Below are 17,455 nucleotides of genomic sequence, written 5' to 3'. Positions count from 1 at the left end.
CGGCTTCGGATAGGGGTCAGTTCATCGAATTGGGGAGAAAAAGCGCCAGAGCCGGCACGAAGAACACCAGAAGAAGTCGAAGGATATCCACGACGATGAACGGGAATATGCCGCGGAATATCGTCTGGACCGGGACGTCCGGAACCATCGCGCGGATGATGAAGGCGTTGATGCCGATCGGCGGCGTGATCATGCCGAGCTCGACCGCCATCACGAAGATCACACCGAACCAGATCGGATCGAAGCCGAGCTGCATGACCACCGGAAACAGGATCGGGATCATCAGGACGATCATCGCCATCGTGTCGAGGATACAGCCAAGCAGCAGCAGGAAGGCGACGATCAGAAGCATCGTGCCCCATCTTCCCAATTCCAGGCCGAGCAGCAATGCTGCGATCTTCTGCGGCGATTGCGTGATCGTCAGGAAATAGCCGAAGATATGCGCTCCGATCAGGATCAGAAGGATCCCGGCAGACACCGTCACGCTCTCGATCAGGCTGTCGAGCAATCCGCGCAGGTTCAGCTTGCCGCGAAAAAGGCTCAGCAGGATCGCACCGCAGGCCCCCATGGCAGCCGCCTCAGTCGGAGTGAAAAATCCGCCGTAGATGCCACCGATCACGAAGAGGAACAGGATGACGATGGCCCAGATGCCGCCGAGCGCGTGTAGCCGTTTGGACCAGGACGCACGCTCCTGAAGTGTGACGTCGGGTTTTGAGATCGTGAAATAGGCCGCAACGGCGATCAGGTAGAACACCATCGCGATCAGGCCGGGCACGATGCCCGCGATGAAGAGCTTGCCGATGTCCTGCTCGGTCAGGACACCATAGATCGACAAGGCTATGGAGGGCGGGATCAGGATGCCCAGGGTTCCACCCGCGGCGACTGTTCCGGTCGAGATGGAGTCGGGATAGCCATGGCGCCTCATCTCCGGGACTGCGATCTTCGACATGGTCGCGGCAGTGGCCAGCGAAGAACCCGAGATCGCGGCGAACCCTCCGCAGGTGGCAATCGTCGCCATGGCGAGGCCGCCCTTGCGATGACCGAGGAAGGCGCTCGCCGCGGCGAAGAGTTCGCCACTCATGCCCGAACGCGAAGTCACGACACCCATCAGGATGAACATCGGAATCAGTCCGAGGCTGTAATCGGTGGCCGCGCTCAAGGGAGAACTCGCCAGTAGGTTGAGTGCCGGGTCGATGCCCGCGATCGAGGCGAAGCCGGCGGTGCCGACCAGGGCAAGTGCCACACCCACCGGGACGCGCGCCGCGATCAGGAGGAACAGCCCGGCAAAACCGAGGAGGGCGACCGCATCACTGCTCATCCGGATTTCCTTCGTCTTCGGCGAGCTTGCGACCGGCCAGCCGCGCCGTCACCCGGCCGATCATGATCGCACATCCCATCACGCCGCCCAGCCAGGCGAGCGCGTAGAATGGCCAGACCGGCAGATTCAGCTCGTAGGTCTTCAGCCCTGCGCGCATTTCGTGGAGAATGTATCCCGCCATGTTCCAGCTCATCAGCAGGAGGAAAACGGCAAAGGCCGTGTCGGCAATAAGATCCATGGCCTTCCGAACAACCCGCGGCATCGCCTGATAGACCAGATCCACTCGAATATGGCTTCCGCGATAACAAGCCACGGCAAGCCCCCAGAAGATGGAGACGCCGAGCATCAGCCGCGACAGGTCGAAGACACCGGGAACGTGCACGCCGGGCAGAGGGCGCAGCACAACCATGACGAAGGTCAGAAGCGTCACCGTCGCCAGCAGGATGGCGGCAAGGATATTGACGGTTCCGACCGAGGCACGCATGAGGCGCGAAAATGAAGACATGTGGACCTCCCTGGTGAAAAAGAACCGGTCGGCGGACCGCCACTCCGGCGTCGCCTCTCAGTCCTCGACCAATGCGCCGGCGCTGCCGAGCCGGTTCCGCAACTCCTCGAGCACAACCTGCGGATCCTTGCGCGTATGCCCGGATGCCGCGACTTCGGATATCCACTGTTCTGTCAGGGGCGCGGCGGCGTCCTTCCACTGCCGGATCTCGTCTTTCGACGGTGCGTAGACGGTCTGGCTCTCCTGCCCATAGTAGGCATCGCGGCCGCCATCCTCGGCCTCTTCCCCTGCCCAGTTCGCCGCCATCTTTCCGGCCCAGGCACCGTTGCAATGATCGTCGATCACGGCCTTTTGGTCATCGGACAGCCGCTCATAGGCCGAGCGGTTCATCACCAGCGCGAAGTGCGACACATACATCGGCATATCGAGGTGATAGGTCAAAAGCTCTGTCAGGTGGAAATCGACGATGGACTTCCAGCGGAAAAAGGTCGTGTCGAACAGACCGCGTTCCAGCCCGTCGCGCATTTCCGGGACCGTGACCTGGAACACCTGGCCGCCGAGCGTCGAGACGAGCCGGCTCAGACGCTCGTTCACGGGGCGCACCCGCTTGCCTTTCAGATCGTCAGGCACCCTGATCGGCACCGTCGAATGGATCGAGCCGGGGGTGGAGACATACATCATGCAGAACTTCACGTCCGGCATCTCGGTTGGTGCGTATTCCTCGTACCAGTCCGAGATCTCCACCGAGCCCGCCACGGCGTCGCCCACGAAGAACGGCAGTTCGGTTACGCCGGCGATCGGGAAGGCTCCGGGGGAATAGCTGACCGCGATCCAGGACAGGTCGGAGATCCCATCGCGTGCCATGTTGTAGTGGTCCGCCGCCTTGCCGAGCTGCTGGCCCGGAAAGAACTGGAACTGGATCGAACCGCCCGACGCCTCGGTCACCGCATCCGCCCAGATGTGCAGCCCGATGTCATTGGTATTGCCCGGCGGCACCCAATGTGCGAGCCGCAGGGTCACCTGCGAGTCCTGTGCCGCGACCGGCGCGTTCGCCATGACAATCGCAATGAAAATCCCAGCGATAATTTCCCGTATCTTCCGTCCCATTCTCGGGGTACCTCCCTTTTTCTCGTTGGTTTCGCCAGTTTTCCGGTCACTCGCGATCATTCAGCACCGCACCGCTGGGGGAACGCTCAAACACGAATGCAACATCAGCGACGCAGCTTTATTTTATTGATTATTCAATGATATTATATTTTCAAGCTTTTTCGAGACCAGAGGTCCAACGGGCGCCCTTTCCCGCCTAGGGATCTATTCGTCCACCCGGTCGAGAACCTGCACGATGCAGGATGAGCCCGCGCCAAGCAGATGGCAGACCCCGACCCGGTCCCCGCAGTCGCGGAACCGCCGGCGCGTCTCGATCAGTTGCAGCACGCCGCTCGGCCCCGCCGGATGGCCGCGCCCGATCAGGCCGCCATCGGTCGAGAATTCCGGCAGGCCGGTCCTCGCCCGCGATCCGGGGCCGAAAGCCCCCTGCTCGAGCAGGGCCTCGGCGCCGCCAGGTTCGACGAACCCGAAAAGCTCGTAGTATTCCAGTTCCTCAATGGCGAAGGCGTCGTGGATCTGGACCACGTCCACCTCGCCGCGTACCCGGCCGGCGGCCGTCATCGCCGCGTCGAACGTGGTGCGGCTGATCGCCGGCGGGCCGACGATCGCACCCTCGAAGATATGGTAGTCTTCATACACCTCCGTCCGCCATTCGCTCGCCGCGATACGCGGCATCGGCCAGCGCGCTCCGGGAAGGCGTTCGAGACCTTTTCGCGAGGCCAGGATCACCGCCGCGGCACCGAAAACCCAGGAAGTGCACATCATCGTCGTCAGCGGCTCGGCCACCATGCGGCTGGCCAGCACTTCGTCCACGCCGACCTCATGGTCTGACCGGCGGGCGGCATAGGGCACGGTCCGGGCATAGTTCCAGTTCTTCGCGGTGACCATCGCCAGATGCTCGGACCGGGAGCCGTGATCGTGCATCCGCCGGCGCGCCCACATGGCGAAAAGCGCCGGCGGCGGCAGGAAGCCCTGCCGCGCGAGAGGGTTTTCGTCCCAGTCCGGCGCGTCGTAGCCGAGAACCATGACGACATCGTGCCGGCCGGACTCGATCGCCATCATCGCCTGATGCACGGCGGCAAGACCGCTGGCCGAGGCGTTCGTGATCTGCACCACCGGCAGACCGGTCAGGCCGAATTCCTTGGCGACCGCCACGGCCCTGGGACTGGCCGGCATGGCGACGCCGCAATAAAGGGCATCGACCCCGGTGAAATCGATCCCGGCATCGGCCAGCGCGGCCCGTCCGGCCTCGCGCGCCAGAGCGCGGCCGGCGCCGAGGGGATGCTTGCCGACGGGAACGGTTCCGGCCGCTGCGACGAAGACCTCACGCACGGGCAAACCTCCATCCGGCGGCACCGTCGTCGGCCGCCGCCGCCTCCAGACGGTAGACTGCTCCGATCTCCGGCACACCGGGCGCAAGCACACACTGGATGCGCACCTTCTCGGGCAGATCCACCTGCCCGTAGAAGCGGCCGCCCATTTGCGTCCAGGTGTGGAGAATGCCTTCCCGGCTCAGCTCCACTTCCTCGCAGCGGGTCAGCGCGCCATCGGCGGAAAGCGTCCGGGGCGGGAAATAGACCTGCCCGGTCGCCGGATCCCGGCTGCCGAGAAGGGTCGGCGGATCCGCCCGAAATCCATGATCGCCGCTCATTTGCCGCGGAACTCGGGCTTGCGTTTTTCGATGAAGGCGCGCGTGCCCTCCAACATGTCTTCGGTCGCAAACATCTGCTGATGCGCCATTCTCTCCATTTCAAGCGCGGTCGGCAGCGCGACTTCGGTGCCGTTGCGCACGACCTTCTTGATCGCCTGCACGGTCAGCGGCGGCAGGCGGGCGATCTTCTGCGCGATTTCCAGCGCGCGATCCTCGGCCCGGCCCTCGACCACCTCGCTGACAAGGCCGAGCGTCGCGGCGCGTTCCGCCGAAATCGGATCGCCTGTCAGCAGCATAAGCATCGCGGGATAAAGGCCGATCGCGCGGGGCAGGTACTGCGTGCCGCCCAGGCCGGGGATCAGGCCCAGTTTCACCTCGGGCTGGCCAAAGATCGCATCCGTGCCGGCGATGATGATATCGCCGTTCATCGCATATTCGCACCCGCCGCCCAGGGCGTAGCCGTTCACGGCGGTGATGACCGGCTTGCGGCAGCGGCCGATCCCGTCGGTGATTTCGGCATTGATCCGGTCGACCATCGTCGAGGCGCCGAATTCGCGGATGTCGCCGCCGGCGGCGAAATGTTCCCCCACGCCGGTCAGCACCACGCAACGCACGTCAGGATCGGCGTCGAACTCCCGGAACGCGGCGTTGATCTGGCTGCGGACGGCTCCGTTCAGGGCGTTGCGCACTTCGGGCCGGTTGATGCGCGCGACGGCAACGCCGGCGACCGGTTTTTCGACTATGACTTCAGACATACGCTCTTCTTCTCGTTAGGGGCAGGCGATGGATCAGGCGATTTCGTTGCTTTCGGCAACCATCTTGCGCAGCTTGTGCTTGAAGACCTTGCCCGAGGGGTCGCGAGGAAAATCCTCGACCACGAGCACCTTGCGCGGCAGCTTGTCCGGCGACAGAACCTTTGCCAGATCGGCACGCAGACGGTCGGGCGCGCCGGGTTCCGGCCGTTGCAGCGTCACCGCTGCCATCAGGCTTTCGCCATAGACCGGATGCGGCACGCCGAAGACGGCGCCATCGGCAATGTTGGACAGGGCCAGCAGCACGGATTCGATCTCGGCAGGATAGATGTTCGAACCGCCCGAAATCACCATGTCCTTCTTGCGGTCCTTGACGAAGAGATAGCCGTCGTCGTCGATGCAGCCGATATCGCCCGACCGGATGAGCCCGCCGGTATTCAGACTGTCGCGGTCGCCCTGGCGATTGCGATAGGTGAAATTCGCGAAGGCGCTGTTCGTGCCCGCAATCTCTCCGTCGGTGCCGGGGGGCAGAAGGTTGCCGTCGTCATCCAGGATCGCAATGGTGCAGCCGTCGATGACCCGCCCTGCGGTACCCGGCCGGGCCAGGTATTCCGGCGAGGTGACATAAGTCAGCGGGCCGGTTTCGGTCGAGCCGTAGAATTCGTTCACCACCGGACCGAACCATTCGATCATCTTCAGCTTGACGTCCACCGGACAAGGCGCGGCCGAGTGCACCACGTTGCGCAGCGACGAGACATCATAGCGCGCCCTCACGTCCGCAGGCAGTTGCAGCAGCCGGATGAACATCGTCGGAACCATCCACATATGGCTGATCCGCGCGTCCTGGATGATCCTCAGGACCGTCTCGGGATCGAAACGGGGGGTCAGATGGACCTCTCCATCCGTCTTCATCGCCCCGAGGGCCGAGCGCAGATAGGCCGCCGGCGCGGCATGGTAGAGCGGCGCAAGCAAAAGCGTGCGCATCCCGTCCTCTGCCCCCCAAAGAAAAGCCTGCTGCCGGGCCTGCGCCAGCTTGGCAGCGTCCGAGGCATGGGCCTCGCGCACCACGCCCTTGGGCTTGCCGGTGGTGCCCGAGGTATAGATGATCGCCGGGCGCGCGGGTTCGGGCTTGCCCGCCCAAGGGCTTTGCGCCGCGATCCAGTCGTCCCAGCCGATCACATCCGCAGAGGCAGGCGCGGCGGCAAGGGCCAGCGATTCCGCCGTCGCCTGTGGCAGTGGGACCGAAATTACCGGAATCCTCCCCTTCGCCGCCTCCAGTGCCACCGGCAGCAGGGCATCATGCACCACGATCGCGCTGACCTCCGCATCCGCGACGATATAGGCGACCTCATCAACCGTACTGCGCCAGTTGATCGGGACGGAATAGGCGCCGAGCGTCGCGAGCGCCTGCGTGCAGGCGATCATCTCGAGTTCGTTCACCATCAGCAGGGCGACGGCCGCACCCCGACCGATCGACATGTCTGCCAGACCGGATGCCGCACGCCGCGCAAAATCTTCCATCTCCGTCCGGGCCAGACACCTTTCGCCGGAATAAAACCTGATCACGCTCTGCAATCCTCCCTTCGGTCTCAACACGATGACCCTCTCCTGTCGGGGAATCCCGAGGGGTGGTCATATTTATTGATTAATCAATGATCTTGATCTTGGCAACCTGATTTTGGTCATCTACAGTTCAATTTCCCAGACGGGCCCGTTCTGTCCGCGCGGTGGGAACAGCAGGCGATCAGAGAGATGCGAAAAGAAAATCCAGAAGGCTCCGGCGCGCAGGGCGCGGATGAGGATTACGACGAGATCGTTCTCGAGAGCTTCCTCACCTACAAGATCAGCATCCTTGCCAAGCTCATCGACCGACGGACGATTCGCGTGATGGCACAGGAATTCGACCTGAAGCTGTCTGAAATGCGCGTCCTTGCCCAGCTGGCGAACCACAGCCCCGGCACCGTGCGCTACCTGGCACGGCGGATGCACATGGATCGCGCAGATGTGAGCCGGGCCACCTCCGCCCTGATCGAAAAGAAATACATTCTCCGCAAGGTCGACAAGAGCGACGGGCGCAGTGCGCTTTTCCAGGTGACGCCGAAGGGGCTCGAGCATTATCGCAAGATCCTCCCCACGCGGGTTGCCGAAAATGCCCGCATCAGCAGTATTCTGACGGAGGAGGAAAACACAGTCCTGCGCAGGGCCATCGCGAAGCTGACGGCCGAACTCACCGCCGAAGCGGAAGTCCTGGACCAGAAGCCGTAGCCCACCCGCGCCCGCCGACCAGGACGCTTCAGAGCGCAAGGGCTCATGCCACCCGGAACCCGCTCCTCGAGCACATACGGATCGAGACCGCAGGCGGGATTCATACATCCTCCATGATCATGCTTGCGGCCTTTTCCCCGATCATGATCGCCGGTGCATTGGTGTTGCCGCCCATGATCGAGGGCATGATCGAGGCATCGGCCACGCGAAGCCCCTCGATCCCGTGCAGTTTCAGTCGCGGAGAGACCACCGCATCCGGCCCGACGCCCATGGCGCAGGTGCCGACCGGATGATAGATCGTGCTGCCCTGTTCGCGGGCGAAGGCCTCCAGATCCGCATCGCTCTCCCTGCCGTCTCCGGGGACGACTTCCTGAACGCCATAATGTTCGAAAGGACTGGAACGCAGGATCTCGCGGGCGCGCTTCAACCCGCGCACGATCGTGTCGGCGTCCTCCTGCTCGCGCAGCAGCGCCGGGTCGATCCGGGGCGGACCGGAGGGATTGTCGGGATCGAGGGTCACGCTGCCACGGCTCTTGGGGCGCATGACGGAGGCATGGAGCGCGATGCCGTGCCCCCATTCCACCATCTTGCCGCGATGGCTCTTCAGGCCCGGCACGAAATTGAACTGGATATCCGGCCGGTCCAGCGAAGGATCGCTGCGCCAGAACCCGCCTGCTTCAACGACATTCGAATTGAACAATCCCTTGCGCACCGTCAGGAAGCGCAGCGTGTCCCAGGCAAGCCGCGGCAGGGCCGGCACCGAAATGCCGTAGGGCGCCCGGTGGCGGGTGCGGGCGATGATCCGGGCATCCACATGGTCATGCAGGTTCCGCCCAACTCCCCGCAAATCCAGGACCGGCTCGATTCCCGCCTGTTTCAGCTCCCCGGCCGGCCCTATCCCGGAGCGCAACAGGATCTCCGGCGAGCCGATGGCCCCGGCGCAAAGCACGATCTCCCGTCGTGCGATCAGGGTCATGTCGCCCTGCGGCGTGGAGATCTCGACCGCCTCCGCCCTGCCCTCCGCCACCCGGATGCGCCGCACGCTGGCCTCTGTCATGACCGTCAGGTTGGGACGCGACCGGACCGGATCGATGAAGGCGTTGCTGCTGGAACAGCGCAGACCTTTCTTCTGCGTGACCTGGAAGAAGCCCAGCCCCTCCATCTCACCGGAATTGAAATCGGTGTTGCGTGGCATTCCGAGCGTATCGCCCGCCCGAAGGAAGACGTCGCACGCCGGATTCGTCTCGCGGATGTCGGACACCCACAGCTGACCGTCCTTGCCATGCCAGTCGGGATCCGCATCGGGCCGGGTATTGCGTTCGGACTTGCGAAAGACCGGCAGCACATCCTCCCAATCCCAGCCGGTACAGCCGGCAGCCGCCCAGTCGCGGTAATCGTCGGGATGGCCGCGCATGTAGCACATACCGTTCAGGGCCGAGGTCCCCCCGAGGACCTTGCCACGCGGCATGAAGATCCGTCGCCCCGCCATACCCTCCTGTGGCGTGGAGAAATATCGCCAGTTCAGCCGCTCGGACTTCATCAGCCACATCACCCCGAGCGGCATGGCGATCAGCGGCCGACCGGCATCCGGCCCTGCCTCGATCAGACAGACCGTTTTCGACGACTCCTCGCTGAGCCGCCCTGCCACCACCGATCCGCTCGACCCCGCGCCGATAACGATATAGTCGTATTGCTGTCGCTGATCTTGCATCATGCCATGTGCCTCCCCACACATGCTGTCGCGCCGAGTGACCTCGATCTTCCGCAACTTTAAAGCATACTTTGTATTTTCATTGGATAGTCAGTGAAATTGGCTGCGCCTGGAATTGTCACAGATCCAGCACCAGCCGGGGCGTCAGGCTGCCGGAGCAGCAAATCAGCATCTTGTCGCCAGCCGCCTTCTCCTCCTCGGAGAGATAGCTGTCACGATGATCCGGTGTCCCCTCCAGAACCCGCGTCGCACAGCTGCCGCAGGTGCCGCCCATGCAGGAATATTCCACGAGAATCCCCTGCTCCAGCACGGTCTCGAGGATCGTGTAGCCTTCGGGGACCGTCAGGACGAGACCGGACTGCGCGAGTTCCACCTCGAAGCCGCCTTCCGCCGCCTCCGCGACGGCGAAACTTTCGGTATGGGCGCGATCCGACACCATGAAGGTCGCGGCCCGGAAATCGTCCAGCAAAGTGTCGGGGCCGCAGCAATAGAGATGATCCTTCGGCCCGATGCCCCCGACGATCCGGGTCAGGTCGAGCCGCTCCCCCTGATCGGAGAACGCGATTTCCACCTCGGCGCCGCAATCGGCGGCCAATGCCCTGACCTCGGCCAGAAAGGGAGCGCGTTCGGCACGCCTGGCCGCGTAATACAATCTCCAGGGCCGGCCCTCGCGGGCCAGAGACTGCGCCATGCACCAGATCGGCGTGATGCCGATGCCTCCGGCGACCAGAACCGACACCCCCGGCCCGTCGTGAAGCCGGAAGGCATTGCGGGGTGTATGCACCCCGACCGCCGTCCCCGCCGCCAGGCTGCAAAGCTCCCTTGAGCCGCCGGTGCCATCGGGACAGACCTGAACGGCAATCTCATATCCTTCGAGATCGGCAGGTGCATTCACCAGGGAATAAGCGCGCTCCTCTCCCGAGGGCAGGACGAGCCGGACGTGGTCCCCCGGTGCAAAGGCCAGTTCGGAAGTGCCATCCACCGGCTCAAGCCTTATGGCGCGCGTATCCTCGGCAATGGGTGCCGAACGCGCGATGCGGAAGTCATGGATCTCCATCGTCGCTCCTCCTCTCAGGCACTGATGACGCGGATCTGGGTGAATTCGACCAGACCTTCCTCGCCGAATTCGACCCCGATCCCGGATTGCTTCGCGCCGCCGAAGGGAATGTGCGGTGCCAGATCAGCATGTTTGTTGATCCAGACCGTTCCTGCCTCGATCCTCTCGGCCAGCGTCCGTGCGCGCGCGGCATCACCGGACCAGACGGAGGCACCGAGCCCGAAATCGGTCTGGCCCGACCTCGCCAACACCTCCTCCGGGTCCGCGAAACGGATCACCGGCAGGATGGGCCCGAACTGTTCCTCGTCCACGAGACGGCAGCCTTCACGCATATCCCCGACGATGGTCGGCGGAATGAAGTACCCCGGTCCGTTGCCGAGCCGGCCGCCGGCAAGGATCGTCCCCTGCCCGCGGGCTTCGTTCAGCAGGTCTTTCAGCTTCTCGAACTGCATCCGGTTCTGGACCGGCCCGAAATCGACATCTTCCTCCAGACCGTCGCCGACCTTCGCCGCCTCCGCCAGCCGGGCGAGGCCCGACGTGATCCGGTCATAGGCGCCCTCCTGAACATAGAGGCGCTTCACCGCCAGACAGACCTGCCCCGAATTGAGAAAGGCGGCCCGGAACAGCGCCGGCACGACAGCCTCCACATCCACATCGTCGAGCACGATGGCGGCATCGTTGCCGCCGAGCTCCAGCGTGAGACGCTTGAGCGTTCCGGCGGCCGAGGCCATGACCTTGCGCCCGGTGGCGGTCGAGCCGGTGAAAGAGACCTTGCGGATGCCGGGATGGCTGCTGATCGCATCGCCCAGATCGTTATCGTCGGTGACGATGTTGACGACGCCGGGCGGCACAAGATCCGCGATGATCTCGCCGAATTTCAACGTCGAGAGCGGCGTCGTCGGGGACGGCTTGATGAGGACGGTATTGCCCGCCAGAAGGGCGAACGGGACCTTGAAAGCGATGGTCATCAGCGGGAAGTTCCACGGGATGATCGTCGCCACCACGCCGAGCGGCCGGCGCTGGACGGACAGGTCGCGGCCGTCTGCATCGGTGTAGCGCTTTTCCGGGAGGTCGAGCGTGGTCACATAGCGGAAGAATCCCGCCATGGCGCCGAGTTCGCGTCTGGCCTGCGCGAGCGGCTTGCCCTGTTCGCGGGTCAACAGCTCGGCCAAAGGCGCGGCGTTGGCGGTAATGGCCTCGGCGATCGCGGTCAGTCGCGCCTTGCGTTCGGCGACCGGGGTGGCGGCCCAACCGGCAAAGGCGTGCTCCGCGGCCGCCACGGCGTGATCGAGCTGGGCGCGCGAAGCCAGCGGCGCGTGGTCGAATGCCTCGCCCGTCGCCGGATTGATCACCGGCAGGCTTCGTGCGCCGGCAACGAGGTTGCCGCCGATCAACAGCGAATAAGTCATGCAAGTCTCTCCGTCAGAAACGTGGGGCTGTCGTGGGGTCGGGCGCATGGCGAAGCCGCCGCACGCCCGACCCGTTCGGTCAGACCAGTTCCGGTGTGTTCAGGCGATAGCTGATGGGCAGCGTCTTCAGGCCGCCGACAAAGTTCGTTTCGAGCCATTGCGGCTCGCCGTCGAGGCTGACCTCCCTCAGCCTCGGCAGGAGCTGACCGAAGAACATCCGCAGCTCCAGCTTGGCAAAATGCTGGCCAAGGCAAAGATGGGGACCGTAACCGAAACCCACGTGCCGGTTCGGCTGGCGGTCGATACGGAACTCCTCCGGCGCCTCGAACACGCTTTCATCGCGGTTCGCGGACGGATAGAGCAACATGATCGAATCGTCCTTGCGGATCGTCTTGCCGCCGATCTCGTAATCCGCTGTCGCCGTTCGCATGAAGTGAAAGACCGGCGAAGCCCAGCGCACCGCCTCGTTGATCGCGTCCTCCAGCAGGGCAGGGTTTTCCTGCAAACGCCGCAACTGATCGGGATGTTCGACAAGCGCGTGCATGAAACTCGCCATCGTCAGGCTGGTGGTGTCGTGCCCGGCCACGGCGACGATGAAGAAATAGGAATTGCGCTCGAAATCGCTGATCGGCTGCCCGTCCACCTCGGCGTCGGCCAGCAGGGTGAACAAGTCGTTCTTCGGTTCCTTACGGCGCTCGGCCACCTTTTCGTTGAAATAGGGGAAAAGCTGCGCCGCCGCCGAGGTGATGTCGGTCTCCTCGTTGTCCTCGTCAAAGGTCGACGGATCAGTCCCGGCAAAAAACTGCTGCGTCAGCTTGAGAACCATCGGTTCGTCTTCCGGCGGAACCCCGAGGATTTGCAGGATCGCGCGCAGCGGATAAAGGCTGGCGATATCCTTCGCGAAATCGCAATTGCCGTCCAGGCTTTCCATCCGGTCTATGAATTCGCCGGCGAGCCGCTTCATCGCGGGTTCCAGCGACCGCAGCTTGCCGGGCATGAACCATGCCTGGCTGAGGGCGCGATATTTCCGGTGGTCCGGCGGATCCATCTGGAGCAATGTGCGCACCATCTGATAGGATCCCGTCATCTTGCGGATGTTTTCCTCCTGCGCAAAGGTCCGCAAGGCCGTGCGCGGCGCACTGATGAAAAGGTCGGGCTGCCGCTCGATCTCCATGATTTCGGCATGGCGGGCGATGGCCCAGAACGGACGATATCCCTCGGGTTCGCACCACCGCACCGGCTCCTCCCGGCGCAGCCGTTCGAACAGCGCATACATTTTGCTCGGGTCCCCGTAGGTCTTCGGGTCCGCGATCGCATTGCTGGTGGTCTGCTGATCCATGAGCGCTCCTCCCTGCGGCATGTTTCGTAGGGAATTCTCGCTCTGCGTGACTTCATTAGTCAAATGAATTATGATAATTGTGAGTATAGATGAAACTAATAAGATGGTGCCATGGACCTGCGCAACCTCGATATCCGCCTGCTCTACACGCTCGACGCGATCCACCGCACCGGCTCCCTGACGATGGCCGCGCAACAGCTCCATCTGAGCCAGCCGGCAATCAGCCATACGCTTCGGCAGCTGCGCGACATCTTCAGCGACCCGCTTTTCGTACGCACCGCGACGGGGATGACCCCGACGCCGAAAGCCACCGCCCTTGCCGGAAAGATCCGCCATATCGAGGCCTTCCTCCAGCAGGAGCTTTCAGCGGAACTGCCTTTCTCTCCGGCGGCGCTCGACACCTGCTATACGCTTTGCATGAACGACGTATCGGAGCTGGTGCTGTTGCCCGTCATCGTCAACTGGCTGCGCGACGCGGCACCGCACAGCCAGTTGCAAACGATGTCACTGTCGGCCCCTGAAATTCCGACCGCGCTGGATCGCGGTGAGGTGGATCTGGCCATCGGCCCCTATCCCGACCTGAAGCGGGCGGCGCTGAACTCGACTCCGCTTTACCGCCGCGGCTTCATGGCGCTGGTCTCATCCCGGCATCCACGCATCACCGGCGATGCCCTGACGCTGGATCAGTTCCAGAGCGAGCCGCAGATGAAGGCCTCCTTCGCAAACCTCTCGGAAGAGCTTTTCGACCGTTTCGTGCGCGCCAACCAGTTGCGGCGCAACGTGGTGCTGACCGTGCCGCATGCGCTCAGCGTCATGTCCGTCGTGCAGAAATCCGAGTTGATCGCCATCGTGCCGGTGGCGGTCGGGCGGTATTTTCGCCAGTTCAACACTGTGCGTGCCTTGCCGCTCGCCTTTGACGGGTTCGAACTGCCCTTCACCGAAATATCGGCCTATTGGAGCAAGCGGTTCGACAACGATCCCCGCAACAGGTGGCTGCGGGAATTCGTCGTCGACACGTTCAGCGAGCCTCAGTCCGGCACCGGCTGAGATCACCGGCGCGCCATTTCAGCTCCAGTTGTCCGGATGGGCGGCCTGAAAGGCGGGCAGCCGCAGGCATCGTCCAGCCAGCCCCGCCAGCGCCGTGAAGTCCGACACATCGATCCCGAACCGCTCCGCATTCCGCAACTGCGGGACGATCATCAGGTCCAGCATGCCGGGGGTGTCGGCGGCGGCGAATTCATGCGGTGATTTCCGGACGAAATCCTCCACCGGCGCGAGGCCTCGGCGGATCCAGTGGGTCAGCCAGCCGTGGATGGCGGCGTCGGGCAACCCACAGTCCTCCTCGAGATATCTCTGGACGATGCGTGCCTGGACCGGCGAGGTGTCCGCGGCGATCATCAGGCATTGCGCCTCGACCTGCGCCTTCTCGACCGGATCATCCGGCCAGAGCGCCGGCGCGGGGCGCAGCGTTTCGAGATAGGCGATGATGGCCAGCGACTGCGCGATGACCCGACCGTCTTCGAGCTCGAGGCAGGGAACCAGGCGCTGCGGGTTGAGCGCGGCGTAGTCCGCGCCCTGCTGTTCGCGGGCCAGCATGTCCACCGTCACATAGTCGACCGCCAGCCCCTTGAGCGCCAACGCGATCCTGACGCGATAGCTGGCGCTCGAATGAGCGAAATGGTGAAGCCGCATCATGCCGGCCATGTCACCTCCTGGTCGATCGCACCCATGACGGACTTGCCCTCCCGGTCGAAAAGCTCGATCCGCACCCGGTCGCCCGGCTGCATGAAGGCCAGTTTGGCGCTGCCGGTCTGGATCGTCTCCATCGCGCGATACTCGCCGATGCAGCCGGCGCCGATGGACCAATCGGTATCCGCCGCCTCGTTGGACACGGTGCCGAGGCCGATGATCGTGCCGGCGGGGAAGTTGCGTGTCTTGGCCACATGGGCGATAGCCTGCCCGTAGTGGAAGGGGCTGTCGATGCCGGTCTCGATATTGCCGATCTGTTTGCCGCGCAGCGTGACCTTCATCGTCCCGGAAACCATCTTCCCGTCCCAGAGATCGCCCAGCTCGTCCGGCGTCACCGCGAGGGGCCCGAGGAAACTTTCCGGCTTCGAGGTCAGGAAGCCGAAGGTCCGCTTCAGTTCGGGCGCCACGATGCGGCGCAGGGAGGTATCCTGCAAAAGACAGAACAGCCGGATGTACCGCGGCGCCTCATCGGCGGACACGCCGCGCGGCACGTCGCCGGTGATCGCGGCGATCTCCGCCTCGAAATCGATCATGTCGGCGGGATTCTGGACGATAGGGTCGTTCCAGGCGCCGTAGCCGTGCGATATGCCCTGATAGATCAGCGGCGCGTCGAGGATGTCGTCGGGCAGCGTATCCCCGCGCGCCTCGCGGTTGCGGCGGATGTGGCAGACGTAACAGGCTCCGTCCAGATACTGATAGGCACGCGGAAGCGGCGCGGCGAGATCCTCGAGTGCGAGCGTGAACGCGCCTTCGGCGGTTCCCGCATTCAGAGCGTCGTAGACATCCTGAAGCCGGCTCTCCAGCCTGTCCCAATCATCCAGCGCAGCCTGGAGCGTCGGTGCGATATGGGGCACTTTCGCGGCCCTGCTCAGGTCGCGCGAAACAATGACGAGTTCTCCGTCGCGCCCGCTTTTCAATGAGGCCAGTTTCATGTCTTCTCCGTACTCGTTCGCAGCCCTGTCCCGGCCGCGGTCATGGATGCGGGGCACCAGCGGAAGATGCCCGCGGATATGTGCGCTCCGGGGGAGCGAACAGGCGCATCGGGTGAAGGCCGCCGGAACGCCGCCTTCAGCGATCCGGCGACGGCGTTCAGACCCTGAAGTTGCGTTTCAGCCCGTCCCAGCAATCGGGATAGGAGGTGTCCACCCTCTCGAGGTTGGAGGCATAGGCCGTCGGATCCTGCACGAAGCGCGTCTCGAACATGAAGGCCATGGTGCCTGACAGTTTTTCCGGCTCGAGCGATTTGGTCGACGCCTTCGCGAACGCATCCGTATCCGGCCCGTGCGCGATCAACGAGTTGTGCAGCGACATGCCGCCCGGAACGAAACCACCGGGTTTCGCATCATAGACCCCATAGATCAGGCCCATGAATTCGGACATGACGTTCATGTGGTACCACGGCGGGCGGAAACTGTCCTCCATGACCAGCCAGCGCTCCGGGAAGATCACGAAATCGACGTTCGCAGTCCCGTGGACCGGCGACGGAGAGGTCAGGACCGTGTAGATTGACGGGTCGGGATGGTCGAACAGCGTCGCCCCCACCGGGCTGAACCGGCGCAGGTCGTATTTGTAGGGCGCATAGTTACCGTGCCACCCGACCACATCGAGCGGGGATTGCCTCAGCCTCGTGCGGAACAGGCGGCCCTGCGCCTTCAGGTAAAGCTCGCAGTCGCCTTCGAAATCCTCGTAGGCCGCGACCGGATACAGGAAGTCGCGTGCGTTCGCGAGGCAGTTCGCACCGATCGGACCGCGTTCCGGCAGGGTCATGGCCACCCCGTAATTTTCACAGACATAGCCGCGAATGGGGCCCTCGACGAGATCGACGCGGAATTTCACACCTTTCGGCATCACGACGATTTCTCCGGGAGAGGCGATGATGATCCCGAATTCCGTAAGCAATTTGATGCTGTTTTCCTGCGGAACGATCAGCATTTCCCCGTCGGCATTGTGGAAATACCGCCGTCCCATGGAGGCATTCGCAACATAGGCATGCGTCGCGATCCCCTCGCCGATTGCGGCATTTCCGCAGGTTGTCATCGTTCTCAACCCGCTCAGGAAGTCGACATCCTCTCCCGAAGGTAGCTCGACCGGCTGCCAGCGAAGCTGCATCGAGGGCAGCGTGCTTTCACGACAGGGCGCGGTGCGGAGCATTCCCGCATCGACTTCCTCGAATCCCGTGCCGTGCTTGACCGAGGGAAGGATCCGGTAGAGCCACGATCTCTTGTTGTCCGCGCGCGGCGCCGTAAAGGCCGTGCCCGAAAGCTGTTCTGCATAGAGCCCGAGAGGCGGTTTCTGCGGCGAATTCCGTCCGATGGGGAGCGCTCCGGCCTCCGCCTCGGTGCTGTGCGTGTTCCCGAAGCCGGGAATATATCCGTAGTCGGGGCTGGCATGCTCCATGCGCCCGCCCCTGATCAGATGTTCTTCCGTCTTCATGAAGACCTCCTCTCTCAAATATCGCGCAAGCCTGACCTGACGCGGTCGACCCTCCTCTGAACCGCCGAAATCCCTGCGGGAGGGACGCGCAAAGGCATCGCAACGAGTCCCCGATCCTTGGTTCGGAAGAGCGCGATTCAGCTTGCCCATGGAAAACCT

At 63.6% G+C, this 17,455-nt stretch carries 16 protein-coding genes; 2 read left to right on the top strand and 14 right to left on the bottom strand.

Translation table 11 applies throughout. The features are described from left to right. Positions 1 to 16: 16 nt before the first annotated feature. The 7 genes from P73_RS01745 to P73_RS01715 all read right to left on the bottom strand — a co-directional run bounded on the left by P73_RS01745 (position 17) and on the right by P73_RS01715 (position 6,812). Positions 17 to 1,318: a TRAP transporter large permease gene (locus P73_RS01745; protein WP_043868192.1), complete on the bottom strand. Its 1,302-nt coding sequence runs from the start codon at positions 1,316 to 1,318 to the stop codon at positions 17 to 19. Continuing rightward, on the bottom strand, positions 1,308 to 1,823 hold the full coding sequence (locus P73_RS01740) for a TRAP transporter small permease (protein ID WP_052452991.1): 516 nt from the start codon (positions 1,821 to 1,823) through the stop codon (positions 1,308 to 1,310). Before P73_RS01740 ends, P73_RS01745 begins: the two co-directional genes overlap by 11 nt. Before the next feature lie 57 nt (positions 1,824 to 1,880). Beyond that, a complete protein-coding gene (locus P73_RS01735; protein WP_052452990.1) occupies positions 1,881 to 2,879 on the bottom strand; it encodes a TRAP transporter substrate-binding protein in 999 nt (332 codons plus the stop codon). 255 nt (positions 2,880 to 3,134) lie between these two features. Further along, a complete protein-coding gene (locus P73_RS01730) occupies positions 3,135 to 4,262 on the bottom strand; it encodes a thiolase family protein (RefSeq protein WP_074743408.1) in 1,128 nt (375 codons plus the stop codon). Further along, on the bottom strand, positions 4,255 to 4,581 hold the full coding sequence (locus P73_RS01725; protein ID WP_043868190.1) for a PhlB family protein: 327 nt from the start codon (positions 4,579 to 4,581) through the stop codon (positions 4,255 to 4,257). The genes P73_RS01730 and P73_RS01725 overlap by 8 nt, the downstream gene beginning before the upstream one ends. Continuing rightward, positions 4,578 to 5,336, bottom strand: a complete 759-nt coding sequence (locus P73_RS01720) for an enoyl-CoA hydratase-related protein (protein WP_043868189.1) — start codon at positions 5,334 to 5,336, stop codon at positions 4,578 to 4,580. Before P73_RS01720 ends, P73_RS01725 begins: the two co-directional genes overlap by 4 nt. Positions 5,337 to 5,369: 33 nt before the next feature. Next, positions 5,370 to 6,812, bottom strand: a complete 1,443-nt coding sequence (locus tag P73_RS01715) for an AMP-binding protein (protein WP_245629219.1) — start codon at positions 6,810 to 6,812, stop codon at positions 5,370 to 5,372. 273 nt (positions 6,813 to 7,085) lie between these two features. Between P73_RS01715 and P73_RS24225 the strand changes: the two genes are divergently transcribed. Continuing rightward, entirely contained in the window at positions 7,086 to 7,598 is a 513-nt protein-coding gene (locus P73_RS24225) for a MarR family winged helix-turn-helix transcriptional regulator (protein WP_052452988.1), read from the top strand. Positions 7,599 to 7,698: 100 nt separating this feature from the next. On the opposite strand, the gene P73_RS01705 is transcribed toward P73_RS24225, so the two are convergent. From P73_RS01705 to P73_RS01690, 4 genes are all read right to left on the bottom strand, one after another. Continuing rightward, positions 7,699 to 9,312: a GMC family oxidoreductase gene (locus P73_RS01705; protein ID WP_043868187.1), complete on the bottom strand. Its 1,614-nt coding sequence runs from the start codon at positions 9,310 to 9,312 to the stop codon at positions 7,699 to 7,701. A 115-nt stretch (positions 9,313 to 9,427) separates the two neighbouring features. Then, complete coding sequence (locus P73_RS01700; protein ID WP_052452987.1) at positions 9,428 to 10,366, bottom strand: PDR/VanB family oxidoreductase; 939 nt, start codon at positions 10,364 to 10,366, stop codon at positions 9,428 to 9,430. A gap of 14 nt (positions 10,367 to 10,380) precedes the next feature. After that, a complete protein-coding gene (locus tag P73_RS01695) occupies positions 10,381 to 11,775 on the bottom strand; it encodes an aldehyde dehydrogenase family protein (RefSeq protein WP_043868186.1) in 1,395 nt (464 codons plus the stop codon). A gap of 79 nt (positions 11,776 to 11,854) precedes the next feature. Next, entirely contained in the window at positions 11,855 to 13,279 is a 1,425-nt protein-coding gene (locus P73_RS01690) for a cytochrome P450 (protein ID WP_202966932.1), read from the bottom strand. Between P73_RS01690 and P73_RS01685 the strand changes: the two genes are divergently transcribed. Further along, positions 13,226 to 14,161 (top strand): LysR family transcriptional regulator, encoded by a 936-nt coding sequence (locus P73_RS01685; RefSeq protein ID WP_043868184.1) that lies wholly within the window; start codon positions 13,226 to 13,228, stop codon positions 14,159 to 14,161. The two genes, P73_RS01690 and P73_RS01685, sit on opposite strands and share 54 nt — an antisense overlap. 18 nt (positions 14,162 to 14,179) lie before the next feature. On the opposite strand, the gene maiA is transcribed toward P73_RS01685, so the two are convergent. The 3 genes from maiA to hmgA all read right to left on the bottom strand — a co-directional run bounded on the left by maiA (position 14,180) and on the right by hmgA (position 17,296). Further along, the gene (gene maiA / locus P73_RS01680; RefSeq protein ID WP_052452986.1) at positions 14,180 to 14,818 is read right to left on the bottom strand and encodes a maleylacetoacetate isomerase; all 639 of its coding nucleotides are present in this window, start codon (positions 14,816 to 14,818) and stop codon (positions 14,180 to 14,182) included. Next, on the bottom strand, positions 14,806 to 15,795 hold the full coding sequence (locus P73_RS01675) for a fumarylacetoacetate hydrolase family protein (RefSeq protein ID WP_043868183.1): 990 nt from the start codon (positions 15,793 to 15,795) through the stop codon (positions 14,806 to 14,808). Before P73_RS01675 ends, maiA begins: the two co-directional genes overlap by 13 nt. Positions 15,796 to 15,952: 157 nt before the next feature. Beyond that, positions 15,953 to 17,296: a homogentisate 1,2-dioxygenase gene (gene hmgA, locus P73_RS01670; RefSeq protein ID WP_139267206.1), complete on the bottom strand. Its 1,344-nt coding sequence runs from the start codon at positions 17,294 to 17,296 to the stop codon at positions 15,953 to 15,955. Positions 17,297 to 17,455: the final 159 nt, after the last annotated feature.

This window comes from Celeribacter indicus (assembly GCF_000819565.1).
GTDB lineage: Bacteria > Pseudomonadota > Alphaproteobacteria > Rhodobacterales > Rhodobacteraceae > Celeribacter > Celeribacter indicus.
Note: the sequence above shows the minus strand (reverse complement) of the source record. Positions and strands in the feature narration are given on the sequence as shown.

Excerpts from the sequence above, each read along its gene's own strand:
- P73_RS01695 (WP_043868186.1), bottom strand. The coding sequence starts at position 11,775 with ATGACTTATTCGCTGTTGATCGGCGGCAACCTCGTTGCCGGCGCACGA.
- P73_RS01700 (WP_052452987.1), bottom strand. The coding sequence starts at position 10,366 with ATGGAGATCCATGACTTCCGCATCGCGCGTTCGGCACCCATTGCCGAG.
- hmgA (WP_139267206.1), bottom strand. The coding sequence starts at position 17,296 with ATGAAGACGGAAGAACATCTGATCAGGGGCGGGCGCATGGAGCATGCC.
- P73_RS01720 (WP_043868189.1), bottom strand. The coding sequence starts at position 5,336 with ATGTCTGAAGTCATAGTCGAAAAACCGGTCGCCGGCGTTGCCGTCGCG.
- P73_RS01705 (WP_043868187.1), bottom strand. The coding sequence starts at position 9,312 with ATGATGCAAGATCAGCGACAGCAATACGACTATATCGTTATCGGCGCG.
- P73_RS01740 (WP_052452991.1), bottom strand. The coding sequence starts at position 1,823 with ATGTCTTCATTTTCGCGCCTCATGCGTGCCTCGGTCGGAACCGTCAAT.
- P73_RS01725 (WP_043868190.1), bottom strand. The coding sequence starts at position 4,581 with ATGAGCGGCGATCATGGATTTCGGGCGGATCCGCCGACCCTTCTCGGC.
- P73_RS01745 (WP_043868192.1), bottom strand. The coding sequence starts at position 1,318 with ATGAGCAGTGATGCGGTCGCCCTCCTCGGTTTTGCCGGGCTGTTCCTC.
- maiA (WP_052452986.1), bottom strand. The coding sequence starts at position 14,818 with ATGGCCGGCATGATGCGGCTTCACCATTTCGCTCATTCGAGCGCCAGC.
- P73_RS01735 (WP_052452990.1), bottom strand. The coding sequence starts at position 2,879 with ATGGCGAACGCGCCGGTCGCGGCACAGGACTCGCAGGTGACCCTGCGG.
- P73_RS01715 (WP_245629219.1), bottom strand. The coding sequence starts at position 6,812 with ATGTCGATCGGTCGGGGTGCGGCCGTCGCCCTGCTGATGGTGAACGAA.
- P73_RS01685 (WP_043868184.1), top strand. The coding sequence starts at position 13,226 with ATGGACCTGCGCAACCTCGATATCCGCCTGCTCTACACGCTCGACGCG.
- P73_RS24225 (WP_052452988.1), top strand. The coding sequence starts at position 7,086 with ATGCGAAAAGAAAATCCAGAAGGCTCCGGCGCGCAGGGCGCGGATGAG.
- P73_RS01675 (WP_043868183.1), bottom strand. The coding sequence starts at position 15,795 with ATGAAACTGGCCTCATTGAAAAGCGGGCGCGACGGAGAACTCGTCATT.